The organism is Virgisporangium aurantiacum (assembly GCF_016863635.1).
GTDB classification, from domain to species: domain Bacteria; phylum Actinomycetota; class Actinomycetes; order Mycobacteriales; family Micromonosporaceae; genus Virgisporangium; species Virgisporangium aurantiacum.
Window position 1 is genome coordinate 104902 of the sequence record NZ_BOPG01000022.1, and the last position, 12081, is coordinate 116982.

Annotated in this window: 9 protein-coding genes; all 9 read right to left on the minus strand. The window is 71.2% G+C overall.

Annotated features, from left to right (window positions below; all coding sequences use genetic code 11):
* Nucleotides 1-4: 4 nt before the first annotated feature.
* The 9 genes from atzF to Vau01_RS16760 all read right to left on the minus strand — a co-directional run bounded on the left by atzF (nucleotide 5) and on the right by Vau01_RS16760 (nucleotide 11962).
* Nucleotides 5-1684, minus strand: a complete 1680-nt coding sequence (gene atzF / locus Vau01_RS16720; protein ID WP_203993233.1) for an allophanate hydrolase — start codon at nucleotides 1682-1684, stop codon at nucleotides 5-7.
* Entirely contained in the window at nucleotides 1681-2058 is a 378-nt protein-coding gene (locus Vau01_RS16725) for an AtzH-like domain-containing protein (protein ID WP_203993235.1), read from the minus strand. Before Vau01_RS16725 ends, atzF begins: the two co-directional genes overlap by 4 nt.
* Complete coding sequence (locus Vau01_RS16730; RefSeq protein ID WP_239151633.1) at nucleotides 2048-3679, minus strand: regulator; 1632 nt, start codon at nucleotides 3677-3679, stop codon at nucleotides 2048-2050. Before Vau01_RS16730 ends, Vau01_RS16725 begins: the two co-directional genes overlap by 11 nt.
* Nucleotides 3676-4356: a cysteine hydrolase family protein gene (locus tag Vau01_RS16735; protein ID WP_203993237.1), complete on the minus strand. Its 681-nt coding sequence runs from the start codon at nucleotides 4354-4356 to the stop codon at nucleotides 3676-3678. Before Vau01_RS16735 ends, Vau01_RS16730 begins: the two co-directional genes overlap by 4 nt.
* Before the next feature lie 10 nt (nucleotides 4357-4366).
* Entirely contained in the window at nucleotides 4367-5056 is a 690-nt protein-coding gene (gene biuH, locus Vau01_RS16740; RefSeq protein ID WP_203993240.1) for a biuret amidohydrolase, read from the minus strand.
* 67 nt (nucleotides 5057-5123) lie between these two features.
* A complete protein-coding gene (locus Vau01_RS16745) occupies nucleotides 5124-5780 on the minus strand; it encodes a GntR family transcriptional regulator (protein WP_239151635.1) in 657 nt (218 codons plus the stop codon).
* 137 nt (nucleotides 5781-5917) lie between these two features.
* On the minus strand, nucleotides 5918-7669 hold the full coding sequence (locus tag Vau01_RS16750) for a S9 family peptidase (protein ID WP_239151654.1): 1752 nt from the start codon (nucleotides 7667-7669) through the stop codon (nucleotides 5918-5920).
* Between the two features lie 6 nt (nucleotides 7670-7675).
* The gene (locus Vau01_RS16755; protein WP_203993244.1) at nucleotides 7676-9436 is read right to left on the minus strand and encodes an N-acetylglutaminylglutamine amidotransferase; all 1761 of its coding nucleotides are present in this window, start codon (nucleotides 9434-9436) and stop codon (nucleotides 7676-7678) included.
* Between the two features lie 3 nt (nucleotides 9437-9439).
* The gene (locus tag Vau01_RS16760) at nucleotides 9440-11962 is read right to left on the minus strand and encodes a carboxylate--amine ligase/circularly permuted type 2 ATP-grasp protein (RefSeq protein WP_203993246.1); all 2523 of its coding nucleotides are present in this window, start codon (nucleotides 11960-11962) and stop codon (nucleotides 9440-9442) included.
* Between the last annotated feature and the right edge of the window lie 119 nt (nucleotides 11963-12081).

The window sequence follows — 12081 nt, forward strand, 5'->3', positions numbered from 1 at the left end:
CAGACTATGTCGACGGTCGGGATATCCGCGCGTCGATGTAGGCCGGCCAACTTCCGTACTCGGTGATGTCGGGCGCACCGGCCACCGCGTACGACTCGGCGAGGAAACCGACCACGGTGGACCCGTCGGCCAGTTCGACGCGTCCGAGACCGAGCGGGGCGGGTACCCCGGCGAGCAGCCGGCCCAGGCCGGCGGTGGAGATGCGGTGCACCTCGACCTCGACCGGTGCGCCGCCCGACTCGACCCGGACGAGGCCCGGGCGCTCCCGGTCCAGGGCGAACAGGCGGTAGTGCTTGGCCGTCCACATCGGACCGACGGGCACCGCGCCGCACACCGCGAGCTCGTGATGCAGCGGCTGCCCGGTGCGGTGGGCGCCGACCACGGCGAGCAGGACCTCGGCGTGAGCCTCGAAGCGTGACGCCAACGCGGCGAGGGCGGTGTCGTGCCCCGCCGGCGCGAGGAACTGCACGCCGAACGGCAGCCCCGCCGGTGTGAACCCGGCGGGCACGGCGATGCCGGCGAGGTCGAGCAGATTGGCGAACTGAGTGTAGTGGCCGAGGAACGCGTTGCGGCCGAACGGATCCGCCTCGATCTCGTCGATCGTGTACGTCGTCGGCACGGTCGGGATCATGAGCGCGTCGACGGTCGCCCACACCGGCGCGGTCTCCGCCCGCAACGCCCGCAGCCGGTGCATCGCGGCGAACGCGTCGGCGGCCGAGTACGTGGTGGCCGTCGTGAGGACCCGGCGGGTCACCGGGTGCACGCTGTCCGGGTGCGCGGTGACGAACGCGCCGAGGTGCGTCCAGCGTTCGGCCACCCAGGCCTGGTACAGCAGGCGCCCGGCGGCGAGGAACGGCTCCAGGTCGACCGGCACCAGCGTCACACCGGTGCGTTCGAGGCGCGCGATCGCGTCGGCGAAGAGGCGTTCGGCGGCGCGGTCGCCGCCGAACTCGGCATTTTCGGGGACGCCCACCGCAGCCGGCGTTGTCGTCGTCGCCGTGAGGCGGCGCGACCACGGGTCGGCCGGTTCGTACCCCGCGATCACGTCGAGCACGGTGGTGGCGTCGGCGACCGAGGGAGCGAACACGCTCGGGCAGTCCAGCGACGGGCACGCCGGCACGATGCCCAGCGTGCTCACGAGTCCCCGCGACGGTTTGAGCCCGACCACGTCGCACAGCGCCGCCGGTACCCGGCCGGAGCCCGCGGTGTCGGTGCCGATGCTGAACGACACCGCGCCGGTGGCGACCGCGACCGCCGAGCCGGAGCTCGAACCGCCGGTGATGTAGCGGGTGTCGAACGGGTTCCGCGGCGTGCCGTACGGCGACCGGGCGCCGGTGAGGCCGGTGGCGAACTGGTCGAGGTTGTTCTTGCCGACGAGGATCGCACCGGCGTGCAGCAGCCGGTCGACCAGCGGGGCGGAACGCGTCGGCGTGTAGGCGAAGTCGGGGCACGCGGCCGTGGTCGGAAGGCCGGCGACGTCGATGTTGTCCTTGACGGAGAACGGGATCCCGTAGAGCGGCGGCCGGTTCGCCGGGTCGGGCCAGCGGCGCGGGAGGTCGTCGGCGGCGGCGAGGGCGTCGGCGCGGGTGATCCAGACCGTGTCGTCGGAGGTGTCGATCCCGTCGAGGACGCTGCGCGGGGTGACGCCGGTGGCGTAGGCGGCCCGGAGCGCCGCGATGCTCATCGGGCCGGTCCCGACACGTGCGCGCCGACGATGTACCACGACCCGTCGATGCGGGCCCAGGTCTGCGACTGGCGACCTTCGACCCGGTTGTCCGGGTACGTGAACAGCGTGGTGACGACCGCGAAGTCCGGGCCGAAGGTGGTGATCCTGGTGTCGTGGAGGTGCCGGCCGGGCGGGAGCGGCGGCTGGACGGCGCGCCACTCCCGCAGTGCGACGGCGCCGTACTGGCGGTCGTCGAGCCCGAACCGCACGACCCGCTCGTCGGCCCAGAACGCCTCGGTCATCGCCTCGACATCGCCGTCGACGAGGGCCTTCTCGTAGGTGGCGAAGGCCAGCGCGACCTCCGCCACCACGTCGGGACGGTCAACGTCCACTGTGGACCGCCGGCTCCGGTGTCCCGTCGGCCGGCTCCGGTTCCGGTTCCGCGATTGCCTCGTGCACCTCGGCGCCCTCCATCGCCGCCGGCTCGCCCGGCTCGGGGACGCGCGGTTCCGGCCTCGTCAGCGCGAACAACCCGCACACCACGGCCACGAACAGGTAGCCGAGACTGACCTCCCAGTTCGCGTTCCACTGCACCTTCTCGCCGTGGATCAGCCCGATGAACGACAACGCCGACCCGACCACCGCGAACGCCGCCGCGTTCACGAACCGCTTGTCGATGATGAACGCGACGAGCCCGCCCAGTATCAGGCCGGCGAGGATCGCTCCGTGGCCGAGCGACACAAGCCCCTGGTACACGACGCCCGCGTTCTCCAGGGCCGCGTTCCCGACCGTCGCGGCGGAACTGCCGGCCGCCGCCAACGCGTTGTCGATCAGCCCGGTACCCCACGCCGCGAGGTTCGGGATGAACGCCGCCACCACGGCCGCCGCGTGCGCGCGCGGCGTGTGCTGGAACGCCTGCGCGCCGATCAGCAGCCCGATGTAGAGCAGGATCGGCACGATCGCCGGCAACGGGAAGATGGCGCCCAGCAACCCGAACATGCCCAGGAAGCACAGCAGCGCGATCACCACGCCGGTGGCCATCGAGTAGCCGGTGCGGCCGCCGGCCGCCTTCCAGCCCGGATGCCCGACGTAGACGGCCGGCGGGAACGGCGACCCGAGCGCCGCACCGATCACCGCGCCGGCGCCGTCGGCCAGCAGCACGCTGCGGAGGTTGTAGTTGTCGCCGGCCGCCGCGGCACTCTCCACATTGGTCATTCCCTCGGTGAAGTTGTAGACGCCGAGCGGGATCGCGGTGGCGAGCAGCGGCGCGACGTCGCGCAGGCCGGAGATCAGCAGGTCGAGTTCGAAGTTCGGCACGGCGATCGCGATGTCCTTCGCCGCGGCCGTCACGTCGGGAACCGACATCGCGCCGCCGATCCAGCCGATCGCGGTGCCCACCAGGAGGGCCGCGAGGCCGATCGGGAAGTTGCCCGGCAACTTGATGTCGGTGAGCAGCCCGACGAGCAGCAGTGCGAACACCGGCAGCGCCACCCACGCCATCGTCCACATGCGCGCGGCCGGGAGCATCGAGATGAACGTGATGGAGATGCCGGCGAGGGTGCCCAGCAACGCCGCCCGCGGCGCGTACTTCCGGATGTACGGTCCCACGAACGCGCCGATGAGCACGATGACGCCGATGATGAACGCCCACGCGAGCCCGGCCTTCCAGGCGGCGACGGCGTCCTGGGTCTTCAGGTAGATCGGCAGCATGATCACGAAGATCACGATGAACATGTGCGGCACGCTCGGCCCGTACGGCAGTGCCGTCACGTCGGAGCGGTTCTCCCGGCGGGCCAGCCGCCGGGCCAGGAACGTGTAGTAGATGTTGCCGAACACGAGCGCGATCCCCAGCGCCGGCAGGATCGTCCCGAACACGCTGCGCTCCGGCAGGTGCACCACGAACAGGCAGAGCGAGGTGAGCGTCAGGACGTTGACGAGCACGTTGACGCCGAACCCGAAGAACGCGTTGGTGTCGCCGCGTACCCAGTAGGGCAGGTCGGTCTTGAGTTTCATGCCGCTCCCTCCAGAACGAGCATCTCCGTGAAGTCGGTCGACGTGGCGACCCAGCCGAAGATGCCGCCCTGTGCGGCGACCATCTCCAGCGCGACCCGGTGGAACTCCGGGAAGTACGAGCCGACGCAGTCGGCCAGCACCAGGCACTCGTACCCGCGGTCGTTGGCCTCCCGCACGGTCGTGTGCACGCACACCTCGGTGGTCACGCCGGCGACGACGAGGCTGCGGATGCCCATCCCGGTGAGCATCGTGCCGAGTTCGGTGGCGTAGAAGGCGCCCTTGCCGGGTTTGTCGACGACCGGTTCACCGGGAGCGGGCGCCAACTCGTCGATGATGTCGTGGCCGTACTCGCCGCGGATGAGGATGCGGCCCATCGGTCCCGGGTCCCCGATCTTCTGGCTCGGCCGGCCGCGCGCGAGCTTGGCCGGCGGACAGTCGCTGAGATCGGCCCGGTGCCCTTCCCGGGTGTGGATGACCGCGAGCCCGGCGGCCCGGCACGCGCGCAGCAGCGCGGCCGTCGGCTCGATCGTGCGGCGCAGTTGCGAGACGTCGTTGCCGAGGCTCTCCCCGAACCCGCCGGGTTCGAGGAAGTCGCGCTGCATGTCGATCACGAGCAGCGCGGTGGTGGTCGGTTCAAAGGCGAAAGGTGACGGTCGTGCGCTTGCGACTGTTGGCATGCTTCACCGCCTAGGTTGTTGCCGCGATGACGTCGCCCGAGGTGGCGACGCAGCCGAACACGCCGCCCTGCATGGTGACCATGTGCAGGGCCGCGTCGTGGTTGGACTTGTCGGTCGCCCCCGTGCAGTCCGACAGGATGAGGCATTCGTAGCCCCGGTCGTTCGCCTCGCGCATCGTGGTGTGCACGCAGACGTCGGTGGTGATGCCGGTGAGGATCAGGTGGGTGATGCTCTTCGTGCGGAGCACGAGATCGAGGTCGGTCGCGTAGAAGGCGCCCTTGCCCGGCTTGTCGATGACGACCTCGCCGTCGACCGGTGCGACCTCCGGCACGATCTCCCAGCCCGGTTCGCCCTTGACGAGGATGCGACCGCACGGGCCGGGTCCGCCGATCTCGGCGCCGATCTTCGCCGAGCGCCACCGCTTGTTGGCCGGCAGGTCGGCGAGGTCGGGCCGGTGCCCCTCGCGGGTGTGGATCACGGGCATCCCGGTCTGTCTCGCATGGGCGAGGATCCGCTGGGTCGCCGGCAGCCCGGCGCGGGTGAGGCCGATGTCGTAGCCCATCGCGTCGACGTAGCCGCCGGGACCGCAGAAGTCGATCTGCCAGTCGATACAGATGAGGGCGGCGCGCTCGACCGGCACGCTGCCGTCGAACGGCCAGTCGTAGGGGTTGGCCTTCACCGGGCCGATGCGAGCGTTCATTCTGTCGATTGTCGACAGAATGGTTTCGAGTCAAGCCGCCGAATGTAACGCCGGGATGACGTACCCCTCACGAGATGTAGGTCTGCGCTCCGTGGCTCGCCAGCGCCGCGATGATCTCCCCGGGGTCGCCGGCCGTGAGGGCCGCCATCACGTGCTCGTGCCGGTGCACCCCTGATCCACCACCGTGCGAGTCGGCCTCGCGGCGCAGGTTCAGCGCCATGTACAGCTGGATCTTCAAGAGGACGGACTCGTGCGTGGCCGTCAGTTGCCCGTTCCCGGCCAGCACCACGATCGCCCCGTGGAACCGCCGGTGCGCGTCGGCGATGTCGAGCCGGTCACCCCGCTCCGCGGCGGCCCGCATGGCATCGAGGGCGGCGACCACGCCGCTGAGGTCGGGCCGCGCGTCGTCCTTGAAGGCCGTGCGGATCGCGTGTTGTTCGAGGACGTCGCGCACCTCGTACAGCTCGTGCACGTCGCGGTCGGACAACGTCGCCACCCGGACCCCGCGCCGCGGCACGTGCTCGACCAGCCCCTGCTGGGCCAGGAGCCGCAGCGCCTCCCGCAACGGCGCCCGGCTGATCCCGAACCGGCGGGTGAGCTGTTCCTCGATCAGCCGCTCCCCCGGGTCGCTGCCGCCGCTGAGAATCTCCCGGCTCAACCGCTCGACGGCGAGCTCCACCAGGCTGGCGCTCGCCAACTCTCCGGAGACAGCGGATTCGGTCACGGGTGTCAGTGTGCCACCACGGCTCTTGAGCGATCGCTCAACTCCGTGCCGCTGTACCGCGGCCGCCGTCCTCATCGAGGTCGCCGACGAACTCGGGCCGGTCGCCACCCGCGTCCTCCGCCGCCTCGCCCGGCGCGTCAGGTGAGGTGTTCGGTGATCCAGGCGACCGCCTCGTCCAGGTAACGGCGGCGGCTCTCCAGCCGCACGAAGTCGTGGCCTTCGCCGTCGAGGATGGTGTAGCGGTGGGGTTTGCCGTGCCGCACCAGCGCCGCCACCAGTTGGTGGGCCTCCTGCACGGGCACGTTGGTGTCGCTGGCGCCGTGCACGATCAACAGCGGCGCTTCCAGGTTCTCGATGCGGCGCAGCGGTGACAGGTCCATCAGCAGGCCGCGGTCGCGCACCGGGTCGCCGTATTTGCTCACCGCACCGGCGGCGATCCACGGCTCGGTGTGCTCGTAGAACGTGAGCAGGTCGGCCATCCCGCACACCTCGACCCCCACCGAGAAGAGCGACGGGTACGTCACCAGGGCCGCGAGCGTCAGGTAGCCGCCGTAGGAGCGGCCCATCACGCCGAGGCCGCCGTTGGCGGCCAGGCCGCCGTCCACAAGATAGGAAGCGCACGCGGCGACGTCCGCGATCGCGCCGTGGCGGCCGGCCAGGTTGTCGAGGTTGACGAACGTGCGCCCGTAACCCGAGGACCCGCGCACGTTCGGCGCGAACACGGCGATCCCGCGCGCCGCGAGTTGCTGGTAGATCGGGTTGTGCCCGGGGCGTTCCTGCGACTCGGGGCCACCGTGCAGGAAGATCATCGTCGGGTAGGGCGGCTCGCCGGCCGGGCGGTAGAACCAGCCGGTGAGCGCCAGGCCGTCCTCCGACACGACGTGGTGCAGCTCCGGCGCGCCGACCATCGACCAGGTCGGGCGCGGGAACACCGGCGCGGAGTGCGCCGACGCCACCTTCACGCGGAACAGCGAGCGCCGCGCGCCCGGCCCCTCCGCGCACACCACGAGCGTGCTGCCGTCGCGGGAGAACCGGGGATGCGACAGCACGTCGCCGGCCGGCGGGGTGACCCAGCGCTCGATGCGCGTCACCGGGTCGAACAACGTGAGATCGCTTCGGCCGGACGCGTTCCACAGCAACGCCAGCAGCCCCGTCTCCCGGGACACGGCGACGTCCTCCAGCTCGGCGTCGGGCCGGGCGGCGACCACCACCGGCTCGCCGCCCGGCACCGGGTGGTCACCGGTGACCGGCACCGCGATCAGCCGGGCCATTTCGCTGTCGTAGTCGGTGCGGGCGTAGATGAGGGACCCGTCGGGCGAGAACACGCCCTGCTCGGTGCTGCTGTCGAACGTCCCCTCGAAAAGCGGACCCGCGACGCCGCTGTCCAGATCGACGACGCGCACCCGCCGGCGCCCGCGTGGCCCTTCGCGGACCGCGACGAAGCGACCGTCCCTGCTGACGTCGAGCACGGCGACCAGTTCGCCGCGGGTGAGCCGCTGGCGGGCCATCGACCGGGGGTTGATCAGCAGGCCGCGCCACAGTTCACCGATCTCGGTGACCGCGAACACCACCGCGTCGCGGACCTCGACCCAGCCGGCCGACAGGATCGTGGTGGCGCCGAAGCCCGCGGCCTGGCGCAGCCCGGTTCCGTCGGGGCGGATCATCCACAGCTCGGTGCGCGGCGCGCCGCCGGGCGCGATCTCGACGGCCACCCACTCGCCGTCCGGCGAGTAGTGCACCGCGGTCACCGGATCCTTCCCGGTGGGAAGCATCGTGCCGCTGACGTACGCCTGCGGCGAACCGCTCAGGTCGGAGATGTAGGCGATGCGGGACCCGTCGGGGGACGGGGACGGGCCCCAGGACCCGTCGCTCAACTCGTCGAACTGCACGGTCAATCAGATACCACGGCGCTGCAGCCACAGCTCCAGCAACCCCAGTTGCCACAATGCGTTCGCGTCGAGCGTGGTGCGGTGCTTGTTGGGGTCGCTCAGCAGTTCGTCGACGTACTCGCGCCGGAAGAGGCCGCGATCGCTGGTGTACAAGGCATCGCGGACGTCGTCGAGCAGCTGGCCGCTGAGGTGACGGATCGCGGGCACCGGGAAGTAGCCCTTGGGCCGGTCGATCACCTCGTCGGGCACGACGCCGCGGGAGGCGGCCTTCAGCACGCCCTTGCCGCCCTCGGCCAGCTTCAACCCCGGCGGGCAGGCGGCCGCCAGCTCCACCACCTCGTGGTCCAGGAACGGCACCCGGGCCTCCAGGCCGAACGCCATCGTCATGTTGTCGACCCGCTTCACCGGATCGTCGACGAGCATGACGTTGCTGTCGAGCCGCAGCGCCGCGTCGAGCGCCTCCTCCGCTCCGGGCGCCGCGAAGTGCGCGGCGACGAACTCCCGGCTGGCGTCGTGGTCGGGCAACCACGCGGGCGCGAGCTGGGCGACCAGGTCTTCATGGGGACGGTCGAAGAACTCCCGCCGGTAGGTGTTCAGCGCCCCGTCGCGGTCCACGTTCGCGAGCGGCGGGTACCAGGAGTACCCGGCGAACACCTCGTCGGCGCCCTGCCCCGACTGAACGACCTTCACGTGCTTGGACACCTCCTCGGACAGGAGGTAGAACGCGACGCAGTCGTGGCTGACCATCGGCTCGCTCATCGCGTCGATCGCGCGGTGGACGGCGGGGATGAACCGGTCGGCGCTGATGCGGATCTGGTGGTGGTCGGTGCCGAACCGGTCGGCGATCAGGTCGGAGTAGCGGAACTCGTCGCCCTCCTCGCCGGCCTTGGCCTCGAACCCGATCGAGAACGTGGTGAGCCCGCTCTGCCCGGCCTCGGCGAGCAGTGCGACGATCAGGCTGGAGTCGAGGCCGCCCGACAGCAGGACGCCCACGGGAACGTCGGCGACGGTTCGCCGGTCCACCGCGATCTTCAGCCGTTCGAGGACGGCCGCCGGCCAGTCCTCAATGGACAGTGCGTCGCGCGTGTGGGTGGAACGCCAGTAGATTTCGTCTTTCACCGCGCCGTCGCGGGTGATCGTGCGGATCGTCGCCGGCGGCAGCTTGCGGATCCCTTTCAGGATCGTGCGCGGCGCCGGCACCACCGAGTGGAACGACATGTAGTGGTGCAGGGCGATCGGGTCGATGCCCGTGTCGACGCCGCCGGCCGCGAGCAGCGACTGCAGATTGGACGCGAACCGCAGCCGTTGCGGGGATTCCGCGATGTACATCGGCTTGATGCCGAGCCGGTCGCGGCTCAGGACCACGGTTCCGGTCCGGTGGTCGATCATCGCGAACGCCCACATGCCGTAGAACCGCTCGACGCAGCGCGGCCCCCACCGGTGGAACGCCTTGATGATGACCTCGGTGTCCGATGTGGACACGAAGCGGTAGCCTTCGTCGATCAACGATGCGCGCAGCTGCTTGTAGTTGTAGATGCAGCCGTTGAACACCAGCGTCAGGCCGAGCCCGGTGTCGGTCATCGGCTGCGTCCCCGCGTCCGATAGATCGATGATCTTCAGCCGGTGATGGACGAACGCCGCGCGTTCGTTCGACCAGAACCCGTGCCCGTCGGGCCCGCGCGGGTCCAGGCACGGGCTCATCCTCCGCACCGCCTCTTCGTCGGGCCCGCGCCCGTCGAACCGGATCTCGCCGCCGAAACCGCACATACGTCAGGCCTCCATGAGCCAGGTGTCCTTCGAGCCGCCGCCCCGGGACGAGTTCACGATCAGGCTGCCGGCGGGCGCCACGCGGGTCAGTGCCGCCGGCGCGGTCCGCGCGAACGACGCCGTGAGGTAGACGAACGCGCGCAGGTCGACGTGGCGGGGCGCGAACGCGGTGCCGTCGAACACCGGATGGGTCGACAGCGCAACGGGTTCCTGCGCGATCCACCGGTGCGGCGCCGACTCGATCTGGCGCCGGACGGCGGCCAGTTCCTCCTCGCTGGCGCGCGGGCCGATCAGCACGCGGTCGCCGCCGTAGCCGTCGACGGGCTTGCAGACCAGTGTCTCCAGCCGCTTGAGGACCTCCTCCCGCTGCTCCGCCACGCCGCACAGGTACGTGGGAACCTGTGCCAGCAAAGGCCTTTCGCCGAGGTAGTAGCCGATCAGCTCGGGCACGTACGCGTAGATCGCCTTGTCGTCACCGATTCCGTTGCCGAGGGCGTTCGCGAGCGTCACGGTTCCGGCGTAGACGGCCGCCAGGAGCGACGGTCCGAGGGGACGCCCGTCGGCGCCGGCCGAGTGCAGCAGGTGGTCCTCGTCGACGCGCAGGTACAGGACGTCGACCTTGCGACGGGTGCCGTCCCGCACGACGAACACGCTGCGGTCGTCGACGAGCAGGTCGCCGGTGCGCACCAGCGGCACGCCCATCTCCTCGGCCAGCAGGCGGTGCTCGAACCAGGCCGAGTCGCTGGGCCCGCCGCTGAGCAGCGCGATGCCGGGGGTGTTGCCGGCGGCCGGCGGGGCGGCGGCGGTGAGCGTCTCGCGGAGCATCGCCGGCGCCGCCTCGACGTCGAGGAGGCCGTCGGGCTTCGGGAGTTCCGGCAGCACGGCGTTCGTGAGCCGGCGGTTCTGCACGGCGTAGCCCATCCCGGACGGCACCCGCAGGTTGTCCTCCAGCACGTACCAGCCGGCCTCGTCCCGGACGAGGTCCATGCCGGACAGATGGGCGCGGACAGCGCCGCGCGGCACCAGCGCGCCGGTCGGGCTGAGCCCGGGCGCGCTGTCGACCACCCACGCCGGCAGGATGCCGTCGGCGACCGCCTGCCGGTCGCCGTAGACGTCGCGGAGCAGCGCGTCGAGCGCGCGGGCCCGCTGGGTGAGGCCGCGCGTCAGCTCGGCCCAGTCGCCGGCGTCGATCAGGCGCGGTACGAGGTCGAACGGGAACAGGCGGCTGGCCGGGTCGGCGCCGACGGTGAACGTCACGCCGTGGGCCCGCTGCTCCTCGTCGCGGTCCTGCTCGCGCTTGCGCAGCCCGGCGGCGCCGATCCGCTCGAAGACCTCGATCAGCGGACGGTAGTCCTCGCGCGGCGCGCCGAACACCTCGTCGCCGTCGAGCCGGTAGCCCGACATGGTGGCGTAGCGGGCCGGTCCGCTCGGCAGCGTGTCGCTCCCCCGCGTGCGCTCCAGGAGCAGGTCGACGACGTCGGTGAGCCGGCCCCGGCGGTCGAACTCGCGGCGCTGGCGGTGCGCCGAGCTCGTCCGGGCCAGGGCGGCGGCGAGCAGGTCGCTGATCGTCGACCGGTCGCCGGTCTCCTCCAGGTGCGGGCGGAGCTCGGCGACCAGGTTGTTCAGGGCCTGGTGGGCCGGCAGCGGCTTGGGCGAGTGGGGCAGGTCGAGGAGGTCGCCGTCGAGGCCGGAGCGGGCGGCGCGCCACATGGCCGCACGAAGGATGGGCGGTTTGACCTCTTTCTCGGGTTTGTCGAGGTTAGCGAGCGCGTGCCGGACCATCGCCCGGAACAGGCCGGCGATCAGCACGGCGTCGTCGACCTCGGTGCACGCGTCGGCGACCCGCAGCTCCACGGTCGGTTTGTCCGCGCTCGGCCGGATGTCGAAGTAGATCATCGCCTGGTCGGAAATGATCCCGGACGCGATGAGGTCGGCCACCAGCGCGTCGTGCTCGGCGGCCGTGGCGGCGCCGCTGGTGGCGCCCGCCGTGGGCCAGCGTTGCCAGACCAGCGCCCGCACGCTGGCGTAGCCGCTGTCCTCCCCCATCCAGTACGGCGAGCTGGTCGACAGCGCGAGCAGCAGGTGCATCCACGGCACCACCCGGTGCGCCACCGCCACGGCGGCGTCCCGGTCGGCGACCCCGACGTGCGTGTGCATGCCGCAGATCAGCTGCTCACGGGCGAGGATCTGGTAGTCGTCGAGCATCCGGCGGTAGCGGGAGGTGGGCGTGATCTGCAGCGCGTCCAGGTCGACAAGCGGCACCGAACCGGCCGAAACCAGCCCGAGCCCGGCGGCCTCGGCCACCGTGGTGGCCCTTCTCCGCAGCCCGATGAGATCGGCGCGCAGGTCGTCCAGCGAGGTGTGTACCCGGCTGTTGCTCTCCACGACCGACGTCTGCAGTTCCGCGGCATACGTCTCGGCCGGCAGCCGCCGCAGGATCTCCCCGCCGCGCGGCACCAGCTCCCTCGTAGCCAGGTCGACGACGTGAAACTCTTCCTCGACCCCGACCGTCACCCCGTCGCTCACCCGGATGACCGTACCCAGCGGAGCACTCCACCAGTCATGTCTCCGGTTACACGCCTGTTACGCGTCACCCCCACCCCCGCGTTGATCTTGCAGTTGTGCACGCTCCGAACCGGGCGTAA